Annotated in this window: 17 protein-coding genes and 1 riboswitch; of the genes, 13 read left to right on the top strand and 4 right to left on the bottom strand. The window is 72.1% G+C overall.

From position 1 onward, the window contains the following. The first annotated feature begins 117 nt into the window (after positions 1 to 117). The gene (locus ACIRL2_RS15575; RefSeq protein WP_395859181.1) at positions 118 to 1,956 is read left to right on the top strand and encodes a glycosyl transferase; all 1,839 of its coding nucleotides are present in this window, start codon (positions 118 to 120) and stop codon (positions 1,954 to 1,956) included. A 51-nt stretch (positions 1,957 to 2,007) separates the two neighbouring features. On the opposite strand, the gene ACIRL2_RS15570 is transcribed toward ACIRL2_RS15575, so the two are convergent. Further along, positions 2,008 to 2,373, bottom strand: a complete 366-nt coding sequence (locus tag ACIRL2_RS15570; protein ID WP_395859180.1) for a hypothetical protein — start codon at positions 2,371 to 2,373, stop codon at positions 2,008 to 2,010. Between the two features lie 472 nt (positions 2,374 to 2,845). Here ACIRL2_RS15570 and ACIRL2_RS15565 point away from each other — a divergent pair, with 472 nt between their 5' ends. Further along, positions 2,846 to 3,472: a histone deacetylase gene (locus tag ACIRL2_RS15565; protein WP_402232472.1), complete on the top strand. Its 627-nt coding sequence runs from the start codon at positions 2,846 to 2,848 to the stop codon at positions 3,470 to 3,472. A gap of 89 nt (positions 3,473 to 3,561) precedes the next feature. Here ACIRL2_RS15565 and ACIRL2_RS15560 read toward each other — a convergent pair whose 3' ends face one another. Beyond that, entirely contained in the window at positions 3,562 to 4,287 is a 726-nt protein-coding gene (locus ACIRL2_RS15560) for a flavodoxin family protein (RefSeq protein WP_395859178.1), read from the bottom strand. 146 nt (positions 4,288 to 4,433) lie between these two features. Here ACIRL2_RS15560 and ACIRL2_RS15555 point away from each other — a divergent pair, with 146 nt between their 5' ends. Further along, complete coding sequence (locus tag ACIRL2_RS15555) at positions 4,434 to 4,982, top strand: DinB family protein (protein WP_402232470.1); 549 nt, start codon at positions 4,434 to 4,436, stop codon at positions 4,980 to 4,982. Between the two features lie 24 nt (positions 4,983 to 5,006). Here ACIRL2_RS15555 and ACIRL2_RS15550 read toward each other — a convergent pair whose 3' ends face one another. Further along, on the bottom strand, positions 5,007 to 5,684 hold the full coding sequence (locus tag ACIRL2_RS15550) for a uridine kinase (protein WP_402232468.1): 678 nt from the start codon (positions 5,682 to 5,684) through the stop codon (positions 5,007 to 5,009). Positions 5,685 to 5,880: 196 nt separating this feature from the next. Between ACIRL2_RS15550 and ACIRL2_RS15545 the strand changes: the two genes are divergently transcribed. The 4 genes from ACIRL2_RS15545 (at position 5,881) to ACIRL2_RS15530 (ending at position 9,229) form a co-directional block, all read left to right on the top strand. Further along, the gene (locus tag ACIRL2_RS15545; RefSeq protein ID WP_395859175.1) at positions 5,881 to 6,201 is read left to right on the top strand and encodes a DMT family transporter; all 321 of its coding nucleotides are present in this window, start codon (positions 5,881 to 5,883) and stop codon (positions 6,199 to 6,201) included. Then, entirely contained in the window at positions 6,198 to 6,767 is a 570-nt protein-coding gene (locus ACIRL2_RS15540) for a TetR/AcrR family transcriptional regulator (protein ID WP_395859174.1), read from the top strand. Before ACIRL2_RS15545 ends, ACIRL2_RS15540 begins: the two co-directional genes overlap by 4 nt. 297 nt (positions 6,768 to 7,064) lie before the next feature. Then, a complete protein-coding gene (locus ACIRL2_RS15535; RefSeq protein WP_395859173.1) occupies positions 7,065 to 7,649 on the top strand; it encodes a TMEM165/GDT1 family protein in 585 nt (194 codons plus the stop codon). Between the two features lie 406 nt (positions 7,650 to 8,055). After that, positions 8,056 to 8,248: riboswitch (cyclic di-AMP (ydaO/yuaA leader) on the top strand. Positions 8,249 to 8,254: 6 nt separating this feature from the next. Then, positions 8,255 to 9,229, top strand: a complete 975-nt coding sequence (locus ACIRL2_RS15530) for an NlpC/P60 family protein (protein ID WP_402232465.1) — start codon at positions 8,255 to 8,257, stop codon at positions 9,227 to 9,229. A gap of 201 nt (positions 9,230 to 9,430) precedes the next feature. Here ACIRL2_RS15530 and ACIRL2_RS15525 read toward each other — a convergent pair whose 3' ends face one another. Then, a complete protein-coding gene (locus ACIRL2_RS15525) occupies positions 9,431 to 10,351 on the bottom strand; it encodes an NADP-dependent oxidoreductase (RefSeq protein WP_395859171.1) in 921 nt (306 codons plus the stop codon). 100 nt (positions 10,352 to 10,451) lie between these two features. Between ACIRL2_RS15525 and ACIRL2_RS15520 the strand changes: the two genes are divergently transcribed. The 6 genes from ACIRL2_RS15520 to ACIRL2_RS15495 all read left to right on the top strand — a co-directional run bounded on the left by ACIRL2_RS15520 (position 10,452) and on the right by ACIRL2_RS15495 (position 16,260). Then, a complete protein-coding gene (locus ACIRL2_RS15520; protein WP_402232464.1) occupies positions 10,452 to 11,483 on the top strand; it encodes a helix-turn-helix domain-containing protein in 1,032 nt (343 codons plus the stop codon). Next, a complete protein-coding gene (locus tag ACIRL2_RS15515) occupies positions 11,480 to 12,832 on the top strand; it encodes a sensor domain-containing protein (RefSeq protein ID WP_402232462.1) in 1,353 nt (450 codons plus the stop codon). The genes ACIRL2_RS15520 and ACIRL2_RS15515 overlap by 4 nt, the downstream gene beginning before the upstream one ends. A gap of 53 nt (positions 12,833 to 12,885) precedes the next feature. Next, positions 12,886 to 13,530, top strand: coding sequence for a response regulator (locus ACIRL2_RS15510; RefSeq protein WP_402232798.1), 645 nt, complete (start codon positions 12,886 to 12,888; stop codon positions 13,528 to 13,530). Between the two features lie 184 nt (positions 13,531 to 13,714). Then, entirely contained in the window at positions 13,715 to 14,605 is an 891-nt protein-coding gene (locus tag ACIRL2_RS15505) for a hypothetical protein (protein WP_402232460.1), read from the top strand. A gap of 365 nt (positions 14,606 to 14,970) precedes the next feature. Beyond that, the gene (locus ACIRL2_RS15500) at positions 14,971 to 15,525 is read left to right on the top strand and encodes a hypothetical protein (RefSeq protein ID WP_402232458.1); all 555 of its coding nucleotides are present in this window, start codon (positions 14,971 to 14,973) and stop codon (positions 15,523 to 15,525) included. Between the two features lie 150 nt (positions 15,526 to 15,675). Then, positions 15,676 to 16,260, top strand: a complete 585-nt coding sequence (locus ACIRL2_RS15495) for a TetR/AcrR family transcriptional regulator (protein WP_395859166.1) — start codon at positions 15,676 to 15,678, stop codon at positions 16,258 to 16,260. The last annotated feature ends 23 nt before the right edge of the window (positions 16,261 to 16,283 follow it).

Raw genomic sequence — 16,283 nt, 5'->3', positions numbered from 1 at the left:
GGTGCGTCACCTAGTCACCGCCCGACCGGGTGCCGGGCGCGTTCATCCGACGCGGGCGCCTCGCCGGGATCGTCCCACGCTCGTGGCGGCAGCAGCCCTCGGAAGGACCCGACATCCATGGCCGTCGCCGAAGCCCGGCAACGCACCGACCCTCGTCTTCGCGTACGCGAGATCGCCGCGCAGGAACTGTGGGGCGCCCGTGCCGTCGACTGGTGGATCGGCAGCCTGTTCCTGTGCCTCGCGGTGTGGTTGTACAAGGACCTGTGGGCCGACCTCGACCACGCCTATCTGGCCAACGGCGGCCAGGACCAGAACATGTGGGAGTGGTTCTTCGACGCCACCGCCGACGCGGTCCGCAACTTCCGCGACCCGCTGGTTTCGGACCTGCAGAACCACCCGCTGGGCGTGAACATGATGGCCAACACGGCCATGCTCGGCCTGGGCATACCGCTCACCCCCGTCACACTGATGTTCGGTCCGAGCACGACCTGGGCCCTGGTGCTCACCGGCGGCCTGGCCGGCACCGCCTTCGCGTGGTACCGGTTGCTGGCCCGCCGAGTGGTGCGCAGCAGGCCCGCGGCGGCCGTGGGCGGCGCGCTGTGCGGATTCGCGCCGCCGATCATCTCGCACGCCAACGCGCATCCGAACTTTGTCGTGCTCTTCGTGATCCCGCCGATCGTCGAGAGGCTGATCCGGCTGTGGCAGGGCGAGCGGCCGGTGCGCAACGGGGTGGTGCTCGGGCTGCTGATCGCCTTCCAGATCTTCATCGGTGAGGAGCCGCTGCTGTTCGCGGCCGTCGGCCTGGTGATCTTCGGGATCGTGTACGCGCTCGCGTCGCCGGACGCGGCCCGCGAGGCGGCGCGACCGCTGGGCATCGGGCTGCTGGTCGGCGCGGCGGTATCGCTGGCGCTGGTCGCGTACCCGTTGTGGGTGCAGTTCTTCGGGCCGCAGCACTACACGACGCTCGAGCACGAGTCGGGCAACGACGTGGCCGCGTTCACCGCGTACGCGAGCGACTCGTTGGGCGGCGATCGCGCCGGTGCGGCGGCGCTGTCCGAGGGCACCACCGAGGAGAACGCGTTCTTCGGTTGGCCGCTGGTGATCCTGACCCTCTTCCTGGTGGCCTGGCTGCGCCGCGCGGCCGTCGCCCGCGCGGCGGCGATCACCGCGCTGGTCGCGGCGCTGCTGTCACTGGGCCTGGACATCACGGTCGACCACGACGACACCGGCCTGCCCGGCCCGTGGCGGTTGCTGAACGACCTGCCCCTGTTCGAGTCGATTTTGGAGTCGCGCTTCGCGCTGGTCTGCGTTCCGGCGGTCGCCGTGCTGCTGGCACTGGCCACGGACCGGATCCTGGCCGCGACTTCGATCCGCTCGGGAGCCGGGTCCGAAACCGGGTCCGGGTCCGCGGGTCGCGAGCTTCCGGTACGGCTGATCTGGGCGGCGGTGCTGGCCATGGCGCTGCTGCCGATCGCGCCCACTCCGCTGGACGTCCAAAACCGGCGCCCGGTGCCGGAGTTCTTCGCCGACGGGCGCTGGCGACCGTACGTCGACAACGGATCCGTCGTGGTGGTGCCGCTGCCCAGCGTCGGCGACGCCACCGCGCTGCACTGGCAGAGCGTGGCCGACCTGGGCTTCCCGCTCGCGGAGGGTTACTTCGTCGGCCCGTGGGGTCCCGACCGGGTCGGCGTCTACGGGGCGGACTACAGCCCGACCTCGGCGCTGCTGGGCCGGGTCGCCGCCGAGGGCCAGGTCCCGGAGATCACCGAGGACCAGCGCCGCGAGGCCCGCGAGGACCTGACCCGGTGGCGCGCCGACGTGGTGGTGTTGCCCGAGCACCGCTATCGGGCCGAACTCACCGCGACCCTGACCGCGCTGCTCGGCCCGGGTCGGCAGGTGGCCGACGTGCAGGTGTGGGACGTGCGACACCTGGACCCGGTGGCGGCGGTGCGGTGACCGAACGAGACCAATTGGACTCGTTTGCCCCCGTCCCGCCGGCCCGCGCCGCTACCCTTTCGCGGCCCACGCCGCGTCCGGTTCGACCCGGAGCACCAGCGCGGCCGAGTCGGCGCCGGTGCCCGTGCCCGGGCGCTCCAGCCGGTAGCTCAGCGTCACCTCGGCGCCCGCGTACGGGAGGATCTCGGCGGCGGGCACCTTGAACAGGACCGGCCGGCCCAACGCGTGTCCGGTGATCGGTACGCACACGGTGAAGGCCGCCGTGTCCGGGCCGTGCCAGGACAGGGTGAGCAGGTCGCCCACCGCCATGTCGGCATACGGGGCCACCCGGACGGTCGCCTCCAGCGGGACGTCGTGGGCGTCGAGCACATTCGCGACGGCTTGGTCGACGGTGGGCGGCGGCAGCGGATCGGGCATCCTGGGCTCCTTCGCGGTGCCTGCGCGGCGGTGGCTCGATCGGCCACGGCCCGACGCGCACGGGACTTCGATTCCGGTCCCGGCCGACCTCGGGTCGGGCCGACAACCGGCCGGATTCGGCGCGTACTCACCACTGCCCCGATTGGCGCCGACCATCCCCGTGTTCACGCCCTCGGCCCGCCCACTCCGCTCGTTCGGCGCACCACGGCACGCCCCCGCCGGCGGCGACACCGCTGCCGTGCCGATCACCGCCGTCGCCGGTCGCGGCGCCAGCCCCTGTCCGGCGGCTCCTGGTGGGTCCGCGCCGCCTGCCACCGCGCCTCGGCGCACCGGAGAAACAGCCGAATGGAAGCACTATCCGGCTGTTTCTCCGGCACGCCGAGGCACGGCATCCGCCCTTCGGGCTCCTCGCTGCGCTCACGACGCGGCCCGATCCACCAGGATCCGCCGGACAGGGCCTAGGCTGCGATGCGTGGGTTCCGACCTGGTCTGGTATGCCGCGTACGGGTCCAACATGCACGCCGCCCGCCTCGCGTGTTACCTGCGCGGCGGCCGGCCGTTCGGCGGTGCGCGGACCTACCCCGGTTGCCGGAACCCCGCCGCGCCGCGCGCCATCCGGCCGGTGGTGCTGCCGGGCCGGCTGTACTTCGCCTTCGAGTCGAAGTCCTGGACCGGCGGACTCGCGCTGTACGACCCACTGGATCCGGGCCGGACCCCGGCTCGGGCCTACCTGGTGACCCGGGATCAGTTCGCCGATCTGGCCGCGCAGGAGATGTACCGCCCGCCCGGTGCCGAACTCGACCTGAGCACGCTGCCGGTCACCGGGCGGGCCACCCTGGGTCCGGGCCGCTACGAGACGGTCGTCCGGGTGGGTGCCGCCGACGGGCACGCGATCCTCACCCTGACCGCTCCCTGGCGCAGCGCCGACGCGCCCTGGAACGCGCCGGCCGCCATGTACCTGCGGCACCTGACCGCCGGCCTCGTCGAGGCGCATGGCTGGTCCCGCGGGCGCGCGGCACGCTACCTCGCGGGCCGTCCGGGCGCCGCCGGCACCTGGACCCCCGAGGCGGTCGCCGCGCTGCCCGCGCTCGCGCCGTGAGCTCGGCCGCGCTCGGGTGTCCGCGGTCCGGGTCTCGGCGGCCGGGGTTCCGGGCCTTCGGGCTCGGGGAGTTCGGGGAGGTCGGGGCTTCAGCGGTAGTCGGGGTTCTCGAAGTCGTACCGGCACCCCGCGTCCCAGCCCGCGCGCTGGTTGCCGTACGCGGGCATCCCGCCCGCGTCCTTGAGCAACCGGGCCAGGTGCATCAGGTTCCAGGTCATGAACGTGGTGTTGCGGTTGGTGAAGTCGTTCTCCGGGCCACCCGAACCGGGATCCAGGTAGGAGGCCCCCGGGCCCACCTCGCCGATCCACCCGGCGTCCGCCTGCGGCGGGATGACGTAGCCCAGGTGCTGGAGGCTGTACAGCACGTTCATCGCGCAGTGCTTGACGCCGTCCTCGTTGCCGGTGATCAGGCATCCGCCGACCCGCCCGTAATAGGCGTACTGGCCGGCGTCGTTGAGCAGTCCGGAGCACGCGTACAGCCGCTCCACCACCCGCTTGAGCACCGAACTGTTGTCACCCAGCCAGATCGGTCCGGCCAACACCAGGATGTCCGCCGCCAGCACCCGCTCGTACAGCGCGGGCCACTCGTCGCCGGGCCACCCCCGGTCGCTCATGTCCGGCCACACTCCGGTGGCGATCTCGTGGTCGACCGCGCGGATCTGGTCGACCGCGACCCCGTGCCGGGTCATGATGCCCCGGCTCAGGTCCACGAGCCCTTGGGTGTTGCTGACCGCGGGTGAGCGCTTGAGTGTGCAGTTGACGAACAACGCCCGCAGGTCGTCGTAACGCGCGGGCGGTGGTCCGAAGTCGGTCATCCGAGGCTCCCGGGGTGTCCGTGGTGGCGTACCCGGAAAGCGTCCCCCGACCGGGTCGCGCCGACCGGCACATTCGGCGCGTGCCACCGACCCGATGTCGGTGCCGTCGGGCAGACTCGTGCCTTTGCCGAACCGGAAGGTGGATCATGGCCGAGTCGATCCCGCCCCTGCACTACGCCCCACGCTGGAGCGAGGACACCCGTACGTCGCCCGCCGAACTGGGCGACGAGCGCGAGGTCCTGACCGGCTTCCTCGACTGGCACCGGGCCACCTTCGAGCTCAAGTGCGCGGGCCTGTCGGCGGAGCAGTTGTCCGAGCGGGCCGTGTCGCCGTCCGGCTTGTCGCTGCACGGCATGATCCGGCACCTGGCCGGAGTCGAACGCTGGTGGTTCCACATCCAGTTCGCCGGTGACGACGTACCGATGCTCTACTACACCGACGACGACCCGGATCAGGACTTCGAGCGCCTCGACGGCGACCCGGCCGAGGCGTTCGCCCGCTGGCACGCGGAGTGCGAGCGCTCACGGGAGATCGTCGCCGCCGCCGCGTCCCTGGACGACACCGGTATCCGCAAGGCCACCGGCAAGCCGTTCTCGCTGCGCTGGGCCCTGGTCAACCTGATCGCCGAGTACGCCCGCCACAACGGCCATGCCGATCTCCTGCGCGAACGCCTCGACGGAGCCGCCGGCATGTGACCGATCCCGGGGGACCGGCCGGGGTCACCCCGCATACCCCGCGTCGTCGCGGCGAGCCGTCGAGGGCGACCGTCGGCTGCCGCTGCCGGCGAGCGCGCGCCGATCGGGTTCGGTCCCCGATCCGCCGCGTGCGTCCGCCCCGTCGACGCGTAGGTGGGGGCGGGTCCACGGCCGGTCCCGGGCCAGGTGCTCGGTCTCGGCGGCGCGCCACAGCCGCCAGAACCAAGCCAGTTCGGGGCCGTCCCGATCCAGGGTGCGCGCTGCGGCGAGCTCGGCCGGCGTGTCGACGTGCACGCGCAGCGCGGTCACCGGGCCGAGTTCGCGCCGGGCCGCGCCGACGCCCTCCAGGATCACCACCGGCGCGGCCGGAACCTCGCTGTAGCCGCTGATCCGGTAGCCGGCCCAGTCGTAGGTGTCGCAGCGGGCGGCCTCGTGTCGGGCCAGCGGTTCGAGCAGTTGGGCGCGCAGCCTGGGCAGCCAGCCGAAGAAGTCCCCCGGCCGGGCGAAGTCGTCCAGGCGCACCACCGGCGCGCCACCCAGTCGCGCGGCGAGCGCGTCGGCGAACGTGGTCTTGCCGGAACCGCCGATCCCGTCCACCGCGACCAGTCGGGTCGCGCCGATCGACGGCGGCAACGCGGCGACGCACGCGGCCGGCCGATCGGTCGTCGCGCCTCGAATGCGATCCGGCCGTTCGATGGGCATCGAAGCAGCCTATCCACCGGTGAGGGAGACCCGGGGTCGGCCGCGAGCCGGGTCGGTTCCGGGCCGGCCCCCGGCCGAGTCGGGCCGGGTCCGACTCGGTCCCGGCCCGCGGCCGAGACGAGGGCTCCGATCACCCCGGGCGAGCACTCTTGTACATTTGTACTTGTACATCTGTACCACTCGGAGGGAGAGGCCCGTGGCCTGGCTGTTCCTGGGGCTGGCGATCTCGTGTGAGGTGATCGCGACCAGTCTGCTGAAGAGCACCGACGGGTTCACCCGGCTGTGGCCGACGCTGGCGTGTCTGGGCGGGTACGCGGGTGCCTTCTACCTGCTGACGTTGTCGTTGCGGCAGTTGCAGGTGGGCACGGCGTACGCGATCTGGTCCGGACTCGGGACGGTGGCCATCGCGCTGGTCGGCGCGGTGTTCCTGAACGAGCCGGTGACGCTGCTCAAGGCGTTCGGGATGGCGTTGGTGATCGCGGGAGTCGTGGTGTTGAACCTGGGTGGTGCGCATTGACCGCGGCCAGGGACCCTGAGGGTCGGCGACTGCGGATCGTGCGCGGCGCGTGTGAGGTGATCGCGGAGGTGGGCGTGGGCAACACCACGCATCGCCTGGTCGCGGCCCGGGCGGGCGTCCCGTTGGGAGCGACCACGTACTACTTCGCCTCGCTCGACGACCTGGTCGCCGCCGCGCTCGCGCACGCGTCGGCGGAGACGGTGCGGCTGCTGGAGGAGTGGGTACGGCGTGCGCGGGACGCGAACGACCTGCCCGGCGTGCTCACCGCGCTCACCGCGGAATACCTCGCGGACCGCTCGCGCGCGCTGGTCGAGTACGAGTTGTACCTGGCCGCCGCCCGCAGCCCGGAACTGCGCGGGTTCGCCCTGGCCTGGGTCGAGGGCGTCGGCGACTTCCTGTCCGTCCGGGTCGGACCGCGCGCCGCCGCCGCCGCGCTCGCCGTGCTGGACGGGACCATGCTGCAGGTGCTGACGCTGGACACGACGCTGGACGAGAGGCAGTTGCGCTGGTCGTTGGCCCGGGTCCTGGACGAGGGCGGGTCTTCGTCGGTGAACGGGTCGTCGTAGGCGTCGAAACGGCCCGGTGCGCCGGGAGCGGCCGGGCCGGCGCCGACGCCGGGTGCGGTAGGGTCGGCACCGCGAAGGGGAGTAGCCCCGTGAACCGGTCGTCGACATGCTGGAGTCCTCGGACTCCCGGTGGCCGGGCTCGTGCTCGACACGGGTGGGCGAGACCTTCGGCCAGGCATCGACGCATCCTCGTCTTCTCGTGGATGTACCCCGTCGTGCCGGGCCGAGTGGTCCTCCGGTTGCCGTGCGGCGCTTCGTGAAGACCCGGGGCCCGGCTCTCGCAGAAAGCCACCCGGAATGCACCTCGACCTTCTGGCGATCCTGACCGCCTTCGGGCTGATCTTCCTCGCCGAGCTCCCGGACAAGACGATGTTCGCGTCGCTTGCCATGGGCACCCGCATGCGTCCGCTCTACGTGTGGTTCGGCACCTCGACCGCGTTCGTCGTGCACGTCGCCCTCGCCGTCGGCGCGGGCGGCCTGCTCGGCCTGCTCCCCGGCTGGATCGTCAAGCTGGTCTCCGCCGCCCTGTTCGGCTTCGGCGCCTTCATGTTGTTGCGCGGCGGTGCGGGCGAGGACGACGAGGACACCGCGGGCAAGAGCGTGACCGGCTTCCGGCCGGTCTTCGCGACCGCCTTCACGGCCGTGTTCATCAGCGAGTGGGGCGACCTCACCCAGATCACCACGGCCAACCTGGCCGCCACGAACGGCACCTGGTCCACCGCGATCGGCTCGGCCGCGGCACTGATGTCGGTGTCCGCGTTGGCCCTGCTCGCCGGGCGGTTCATCGCCAAGCGCGTCCCGCTGCAAACGGTGCAGCGGATCGGCGGCCTGTGCATGCTCGGGCTGGCGATCTGGTCGCTGGTGGAGGTGTTCACCGGCTGACCCGCCCCCGGTGATGCCTCGCCCCTGCGGATGGCGCCCGCGCCGCGGTCACCCGACGGCGGCGGGACGGATGGGTGCATCGCCGGCATGTCCGGCGCGACCAGTCGATCGGTTGCCCGAAATGTGATGTAGGCCGCATGGATAAAACGGACATAAATTATATAGCCGACTTCGAGCCGCAATTCATTTTCCGCGCCCCGCGACGAGTCTCGACTATTTTCCGTTACCGCACGATCACACCACTCTCCGAGATATCCCCTCGTCATCACCGGTACCCCGGAGCCGAACACGGGAGAGATGTCGCTTTTATTCCGCCTTTACCCGCAGGGCGAAGTCGGGGTTTCGGTTGTGATCAGGCATCCGCATTGCCTACCTTTCTCGCCGATTCACCTTTCGGGTGAACCCTGTCGCCGGTACGCCGAATCCCGTCGCCGGCAGCGGGAGGTCTACATCGAAGAATCCGACGGGAGCGGGGGAACCAGGTGAATCGCCGTGGCCGGGATCGTTCCGGTGACGGCTAGGGGTGAAGTCGCGTAACGCGACCGGGCTGCTCCAGTCCGAATCCGACAGCTCACCTCGTAGGCGACAGGAGAGGACCCCATTTCATGCTGTCCACAAACGCTCGCCATCGTGCCGCTCGACCCACCAACGTCCGCCGCTTCGTCGCGGCGGTGGGCATCGCCGGCATGGGTGTCGTGCTCCCGGTCGCCACCGCCGGTGCCGCCCCGGCGCAGGCCCCCTCCACCTCCGAGCAGTCCCCCTCCACCGTGCTGTCGGCGACCCCCACCGCGGCGGTCGACGCGGCCCCGGTCCAGGCCGCGCCCGCCGCGCCGGAGACCGACACGGCCGCCGACAAGGCCCGCTACGTGGTCCAGGCCGGCGACACGCTGTTCCGGCTCGCCCAGACCAACCAGGTCAACGGCGGCTGGCAGAGCCTGTACGAACTCAACCGCGACGTGCTGCTGTCCGGCCCGGACCTGATCGAGATCGGCCAGACCCTGCGGCTGGACGGCTCGGCGCCCGCGGCACCCAAGGCCGACGCGCCCGCCAAGCCGAGCATCAAGGTCCAGCCCAAGACCTCCGTCACGCCCGGCAAGACCACCCCCAAGCCGGCGAGCAAGCCGTCGGCCGACGTGTCGGTCAAGCCCGCCGCCAAGGCCCCCGCCAAGCCCGCCACCGGCGGCTCGAAGGGCAACCAGGCGCCGACCGGCGGCTCCTCGACCGCGTCGAGCAGCAAGGCCGCCCAGGCCGTGGCCTTCGCCAAGGCGCAGATCGGCAAGCCGTACGTGTACGGCGCCACCGGCCCCAACGCGTACGACTGCTCGGGTCTGGTCCAGGCCGCGTACAAGTCCGCGGGCATCTCGCTGCCCCGCGTGACCAACGACCAGTTCGCCGCCGACACGCGCGTGTCGGTCGCCAACCTGCAGCCCGGCGACCTGGTGTTCTTCTACTCCGGCATCAGCCACGTCGGCATCTACATCGGCGACGGCAAGATGGTGCACGCCCCGAACCCGCGCAAGTCGGTCGAGATCGCCTCGATCAACACCATGCCGATCGCCGGCGCCACCCGCCCGGCCTGATCGAACCGGGCAAACCGCCGCCGCCGGCGCACACGTGCTCCGGCGGCGGTGACACAACCGCATAGTGGGACGCGCCTTCGGCGCCGTGCCCTCCGACGACGGTCGGAGCGCGCGGCGCCGGCGTGCGTTTCGGCGAACGCGCCGGTCCCGGCGGGCGGGCGGACCGGGGCGCGGGCGTCAGAGCGTCAGAGCGTCAGAGCGTCAGAGCGTCAGGACGATCTTGCCCGTGACCCGGCCCGTCTCCCCGCGCTCGTGCGCCTTGGCCGCGTCGGCCAGCGGGAACACCGAGTCGATCGCGGCGCGCAGTCGCCCCGCCTCGACCAGGTCCGCGACCTGCCGCATGGCCGCGTGGTCGGCCTCGACGAGCATCTCCTCGGCCCGGACCCCGTACCGCTCGACGTCCAGGTCCCTGACGTTGTTCACGATGGCGACGAGCACGCCGCCCCGGCGCAACGTCCGTAGCGAGCGGGGACCGTACTCGCCGCCGACGCCGTCCAGCACGACGTCCACGTCCCGCACGACGTCGGCGAAGTCGGTCGTGGTGTAGTCGATCATCTCGTCGGCGCCCAGCCCGCGGACGAAGTCGTGCTTGGCCGCGCTCGCGGTGCCGATCACGTACGCGCCGCGCGCCTTGGCGATCTGTACCGCCAGATGACCGACCCCGCCCGCCGCGGCGTGAATCAACACCCTTTGCCCTTCCCGCAGTTCCGCGGTGTCCACCAGGGCCTGCCAGGCGGTGACCGCGGCCAAGGGCAGCGCGGCGGCCTGCACGTGGTCGATGTTGGCGGGCTTGCGCACCACGTGGCGGGCCGCCGAAACCACGTACTCGGCGTGCGCCCCGTTGCCGTACGGGTAGCTCAGCATGCCGAACACCTCGTCCCCCGGTCGATGGATCGTCACCCCCAGGCCCACCGCCTCCACCACGCCCGACACGTCCCACCCGAGCACGAACGGCGGTTCGCCCAGGATCAGGCCCGTGGCCCGATGTATCCAGTCGGTCGGATTGACGCCCGCCGCGTGCACCCGGACCAGTACCTCGCTCGGGCCGGGCGCCGGCCGCTCCAGGTCGAACTCCCGCAACACCTCGGGACCACCCAGCACATCCTGACCGACAGCGCGCATGTCACTTGCCTTCCGTCCGAAAGACCAACCCCCACATCGTGTCGACCACGCGGCGCCCCGCACGAGCGTCCGGAACGACATGATGCGTACACTTCCGGACGTGAGCACAGTCGCGATAGCCGTCGCCGACGGGATCCTGCACTTCGAACTGGCCTTGGCCCACGAGCTCTTCGGCTCGGCCCCGCCGGTCCCGGTGGAGAGTTGGTACGAGCTCGTCATCTGCGGGGCGGGCCCCGTGCGGGCCGACGGCCGCTTCCTCCTCGAACCCGACTGCGGACTCGACCGGCTCGCCCTGGCCGACACCGTGATCGTCCCCGGGTGGGCCGACCTCGAGGCGGACCCACCGGCGGACCTCGTCGACGCCATACGCGCGGCACACGAGGCCGGGGCGCGGGTGGTCTCCCTCTGCACGGGCGCCTTCGTCCTGGCCGCCGCCGGCCTGCTGGACGGACGGCGGGCCACCACACACTGGTCGTACGCCGAGGCGCTGGCCACCCGCTTCCCCCGGGTCGAGGTCGACCCCGACGTGCTCTACGTCGACAACGGCAGCGTGCTCACCTCCGCCGGCAAGGCCGCCGCGCTGGACCTGTGCCTGCATCTGATCCGTCTCGACCACGGCTCGACGGTTGCCAACGCGGTCGCCCGCAGGCTGGTCGTACCGCCGCATCGGCCCGGCGGTCAGGCCCAGTTCGTCGCCACCCCGATGCCCGAACGGCACGATCATCCACTCGGCGAACTGCTCGCCTGGGCGGCCGGACGACTGGATCGACCGCTGACGGTGGAGGATCTGGCCCGCCGGGCGAACATGAGCTCGCGCCACCTCGGCCGGCACTTCAGGGCGATGACGGGCACCACTCCGCTGCAGTGGCTGCTGACCCAACGGATCCACCGGGCCCAGGAACTCCTGGAGACCACGGACGACAGCGTGGATGCCATCGCCGAAGCCACCGGCATGGGCACCGCGACCACACTGCGCCGACATTTCAACCGCACCGTCGGCGTGCCCCCGGACGCCTACCGTCGTACCTTCCACCGGCAGCGGGCGGACGGCACCTCGGCTTCGGCCTCGTTCCCGACGCCCACCGCAACGCCACCGAAGGCCGTGCCGCGGCCCATTGGCTTTGGGTCATGACCAATTCGCTCTCCCCCGCGATCCGGGGCCGGTGGTGGTCGGGCGCGGGGGCCGTCGCCCGCACGGGGCGGCGGACGCTCGTGCGGTCGCTGTACCTGCTCACCGCGCCGGTGACCGCCGCCGCCGGCCTCCTGGCCGTACTCCCGGCGGTACTCGGCGTGGTGTTCGCCGCAACGGTGGGTCGGCTGCCGTCCGGCACGTCGCCGGTCGTGGCCTACGCCCTCGCGCCGGCGCGCTGGTGCGCCGACCTGGAACGGCGGCGCATCGCGAAGGTGCGTCCCCCCGCCCCGGGAGCCGAACGCGGTGAGCCACCGGCGAGACCGAAGGGGCGAACCGCGGCGCTTGCTCCCGGGGCGTGGTCGGACACGATCCACGCGGTGGTGGTGCTCCCGGTCGTCCTGGTCACGTCGGCGGTGACCGCGCTGTGGTGGTTCGTCGGCCTCGCCTGTGCCACCTGCGCCCTGCGCTACCGGTACGCGCCGTCCGAGCCGTTGCGGCCGCTGTCCCTGAACGCGGGCGGCGGCGAATCGCACATCTCGGTGAGCCTCGGGCTGTTGTCGCCGACCGACCGGGTCGCCTTCGGGACCGCGGTCGGCCTGCTGCTGCTGGCCGGCCTGCCGCTGGTGACCCGGGTGTGCACTGCGGCCCAGGCCGGGCTGGGGCGGGCGCTGCTCGTCGACGCGTCCGCGCTGCACCGCAGGATCAGCGGGCTGGAGCGGGAGCGGGACACCGCCCGCGCGCAGACCGTCGCCGCGGTGACGGCCGAGGCGACCGCACTGCGCCGACTCGAGCGCGACATCCACGACGGCCCCCAGCAACGACTGGTGCGCCTGTCGCTGGAGTTGGGCCGGGCCCAGTACTACCTCGACAGCAGGCCGGAGACCGTCCGGGCCGCCCTGGCCGACGCGATCGTCCAGGCCCGGGAGGCGTTGGACGAGTTGCGTGCGCTCTCGCGCGGCATCGCCCCGCCGATCCTGGTCGACCGCGGCCTGAACGAGGCGCTCGGCGCCCTGGCCGCGCGCTCCACCGTCCCCGCCGAACTCGATACCGTCCCCCTGCACCCTCGGCCGCCCGCCGGCGTCGAGACGGCCGCGTATTTCGTGGTCGCGGAGGCCCTGACCAACGTGGCCAAGCACAGCCACGCGCACCGGTGTGCGATCGCACTACGCCACAGTGGGGGGACCTTGCGGATTCGGGTGACGGACGACGGGGTGGGCGGCGCGGCGCCGGCCAAGGGGCACGGGCTGCGGGGTCTGGACGAGCGGCTGCACGCGGTCGGCGGTCGGCTGACGGTCGACAGTCCCGCCGGAGGCCCGACCACGATCACCGCGGAACTGCCGTGTCGTTGACCCCGCCCGAGGGCGCACCCACACCGGCATCGGGGCCCGCGGTCCGCGAACCGCTGCGGATCGTCGTCGCCGACGACTCGGTGCTGCTGCGCGAGGGCCTGGTCCGCCTGCTCGTCGAGGACGGTCACCACGTGGTGGACGCGGTCGGGGACGGCCCCTCCCTGGTCGAGGCGGTCCGCGAACACCGTCCGGATGTGTCGATCGTCGACGTGCGGATGCCGCCGACCCATACGGACGAGGGCCTGCGCGCGGCGATCACCGCCCGCACGCACGTGCCCGGAGCCCCGGTGCTGATCCTCAGTCAGTACGTGGAGGCGTCCTACGCCGGTGACCTGCTCGCGGACGGCTCCGGCGCGGTCGGGTACCTGCTCAAGGACCGGGTCGCTCGGATCGAGGAGTTTTTGGACGCGCTGGACCGGGTCGCCCGCGGCGCGACGGTACTGGACCCCCAGGTGATCGCCCAACTGCTGACCGAGCAGCGCCGGGACAGCGCCGTGGGCACGCTGACCGCACGGGAACGGCAGATCCTGGCGTTGATGGCCGAGGGCTGCTCCAATACCGCCGTCGCCCGGCAGTTGGTGGTCTCCGCCAGCGCGGTGGAGAAGCACATCGGCAACATCTTCGCCAAGCTCGGCCTGCTGCCCGACGATGCCCAGCACCGGCGGGTGCTCGCGGTCCTCACCTACCTCCGGGGCTGACGCCGCGGGGCCGGCGCCGCGGTGCCGACGCCGGCGCGCGGCCGTCCCGGTCTCCGGTCCGCTTTCGCGGTGTTCGGCCCCGCGCGGCCCCGCCCGACTCCCTTCGGGGGTGTGGACAGCCATACCCCCGGATGTCCGGCCTGCTCCGGTGACCGTGCGGCGCCGGTGCGAAACCGTGGTCGACATGACAGCACCGCACACCACAAGCCCCCGGCAACATCCCGAGGCCCCGTCGCGATTCGCGGGTATCCCCGGTCGCCCACTCGCCATTCTCACCACCCTCGCCGCGGCCCTCGTCGCCGCCCTCTTCGTCGTCCCGGGAAGGCTCGCCGCGAACGGGTCGGCCGGCGGCTCGCTCGACGAGGACGAACTCGCGGACGCTTTCCGCAAAGCGTTCGTCGAATATTGGAATGCCGGCGAACGGGATTTCTCCCCCGGTATGGAGAGGGTGATCGACTACTGGTTCCGTTTTCACGTGGCCAAGGCCGTGATCGCCGCCATCCTGCTGATCGTGCTCGTCGCGCTCGGCGCGCTCGTGGTGAAGGCATTCCCGAAGGCGGGCGATCTCGGCGCGGGATGGCGAACCGCCTTTGCCGCGGCCGGTGTTCTCGTTACGCTGTGCGCGCTGTTCGCGTCGGTGACCGTAATGGCCAACATCCAGGGTGCGGTGGCACCTTTCGCCTCACTGTTGTCGATGTTGCCGACCGGCGCGACCGACGGGGAACTCGCGGGCGTGCTCGGTCAGGTCAGACAGCACCTGGCCGCCCCCGCCGGCACCGCCGACCGAACCCCGCCTCCGCTCGACCTGATGATCGGCGACTTCGCCCGCTACCACGTGGCGATGGCCGTGATCGCCGCCGTCGTGGCGCTCGTGCTGATCGGCGTGAGCGTGGCGGCGTGGCGGCGGTTCGCCGGCACGAAGTCCTCCGATCGGCGAACGCGGCGCCTGTCGGCGTGGTTCGGTGTGCTCGCGGCGCTGTCGGCACTGGTCCTGATCGTCGTCGGGGTGGCGAACACGAGCACGGCGAGGGACTCCAGGCCCGCACTCGCGGCCTTCTTCGACGGTGGCTGGTGAGACACGTCACGGCGGCCCGGGCTCGGGGAGAACTCGCCCCGCCACCGGCCGAGTTCTCCCCGGCCCTTCGGGTCACTCCCCTGGTCGGGTGCCGGGCCCCGGCTGCCACCCGGGTGGGCCCGGGAGATCATCGCCGGCGCCCCTTGCGCCCACGCCTCGTCCTGCGTACCGGCGTTCGAGGCGCGCCCCGCCGGAGGCGATCGTGCCCGAATCCACCGGTTTCCGATGATCCGTGCCGCCCCTGCGGGCCCGTTCGCGAGCAAGTGGCCCCTGCCCGGGGTGGGCCGCGGGTCCTTCCCCGGTCGCACCGATCACCCCTCCCGCGACGGACGTCGCGGCAACCCCGGGTCCGCGACGGTTGGGGCGTGAAGATCCTCAACACATTGCACCCGAAGCCGACTCCCGCCGACACCGAGCGTCCCGTCCCGCGCTGGGCGGTCCGGATCGCGTACGCGATCCCGTGGGTGCTGTTGCCGCAGTGCCTGTGGCGCCTGCCGTTCGGGCTGGGCTTCGAGATGGGCATGCTCGACGAGGAAGAGATGCCGGTCGTCTGGATCAGCCTCCCGTATGTACTCATGCTCAGCGCGATCACCGAGGCGCTGGGGCTGCTCTGCCTCGGCCTGGTCCGCGGATGGGGCGAAGTGGCGCCCGCGTGGCTGCCGTTCATCGGCGGCAAGCGGCTCTCGCCGTACGCGGTGATCGTCCCCGCGACGCTCGGCGGCCTGGCGGTGACCGCGTTCCGGGCACCCGTACTGCTGTCCTGGTTCGGCCTGTTGGACGAGGGCGTCGGGTTCTCCAACGTAGGGTGGCTGACGCCGGCTCGGGTGTGCGTCGCGCCCGGAATGTTGTGGGGGCCGATGCTCCTGGCACTGACCTACGCGTACTGGGTGCGCCGCTGCCGGCCCGCCGCGGACCGCTGACCGCCTGCCGCACGGCGACGGCCGCGTACCGATCGCCCGGCGCCGACCCGGCCCCGATCGGCCATCGACGCATCGCCCGGGAGGATCCGCGATGAAGAAAGTAGGTAGACCGGTCTAGTTTTCATAGACCGGTCTACCTACTATCGACACATGGCAAGAAACAACGACACGCGCGATCGGGTACTGGGCACCGCCGCCGATCTCTTCCAACGGCAGGGGTACTCCGGCACCGGCCTGAATCAGGTGCTGGCCGACAGCAACGCCCCCAAGGGGTCGCTCTACTTCCACTTCCCCGGCGGCAAGGAGCAACTCGCCGCCGAGGCGATCACCCGCTCCGGCGGCGAGGTCGGCGAACGCCTGGCCGCCGTGGTGAGGGCGGCGCGGGGCCCTCGGGACGCGCTCGCCGGGATCGCCGCGCTGTTCGCCGACAACCTCACCACGACGGACTTCCACAGCGGCTGCCCGATCGCCACGGTCGCGCTGGAGGCGTCGGCCGACAGCGAACCGATCCGGGCCTCGTGCGATCAGGCGTACGCGTCCTGGCTGGCCGGCCTCTCCCGCGCGTTGGGTCACTGGGGCGTCGCCGAACCGGAGACCGAGCCGCTGGCCACGCTGATCCTGTCCGCCCTCCAGGGCGCGATCCTGCTCGCCAAGGTGCGTCGCGACGGCACCGTCCTGCACACGCTCGGCGAGCAACTGGGCGCCCTGGTCGAGCAGTCGATCGACGCCGCGTAGAGCCGCGCGCACCGGCCCCTGCC

Origin of the sequence: Embleya sp. NPDC127516, assembly GCF_044765325.1 — a bacterium.
Lineage (GTDB): Bacteria > Actinomycetota > Actinomycetes > Streptomycetales > Streptomycetaceae > Embleya.
The sequence above is the reverse complement of the archived record's forward strand: the minus strand, read 5'-3'. Positions and strand labels throughout refer to the sequence as shown.

Bases quoted from the DNA above. Each gene is read 5' to 3' on its own strand.
- ACIRL2_RS15575 (WP_395859181.1), top strand. From the start codon at position 118: ATGGCCGTCGCCGAAGCCCGGCAACGCACCGACCCTCGTCTTCGCGTA.
- ACIRL2_RS15570 (WP_395859180.1), bottom strand. From the start codon at position 2,373: ATGCCCGATCCGCTGCCGCCGCCCACCGTCGACCAAGCCGTCGCGAAT.
- ACIRL2_RS15560 (WP_395859178.1), bottom strand. From the start codon at position 4,287: ATGACCGACTTCGGACCACCGCCCGCGCGTTACGACGACCTGCGGGCG.
- ACIRL2_RS15555 (WP_402232470.1), top strand. From the start codon at position 4,434: ATGGCCGAGTCGATCCCGCCCCTGCACTACGCCCCACGCTGGAGCGAG.
- ACIRL2_RS15550 (WP_402232468.1), bottom strand. From the start codon at position 5,684: ATGCCCATCGAACGGCCGGATCGCATTCGAGGCGCGACGACCGATCGG.
- ACIRL2_RS15535 (WP_395859173.1), top strand. From the start codon at position 7,065: ATGCACCTCGACCTTCTGGCGATCCTGACCGCCTTCGGGCTGATCTTC.
- ACIRL2_RS15530 (WP_402232465.1), top strand. From the start codon at position 8,255: ATGCTGTCCACAAACGCTCGCCATCGTGCCGCTCGACCCACCAACGTC.
- ACIRL2_RS15525 (WP_395859171.1), bottom strand. From the start codon at position 10,351: ATGCGCGCTGTCGGTCAGGATGTGCTGGGTGGTCCCGAGGTGTTGCGG.
- ACIRL2_RS15515 (WP_402232462.1), top strand. From the start codon at position 11,480: ATGACCAATTCGCTCTCCCCCGCGATCCGGGGCCGGTGGTGGTCGGGC.
- ACIRL2_RS15505 (WP_402232460.1), top strand. From the start codon at position 13,715: ATGACAGCACCGCACACCACAAGCCCCCGGCAACATCCCGAGGCCCCG.
- ACIRL2_RS15495 (WP_395859166.1), top strand. From the start codon at position 15,676: ATGGCAAGAAACAACGACACGCGCGATCGGGTACTGGGCACCGCCGCC.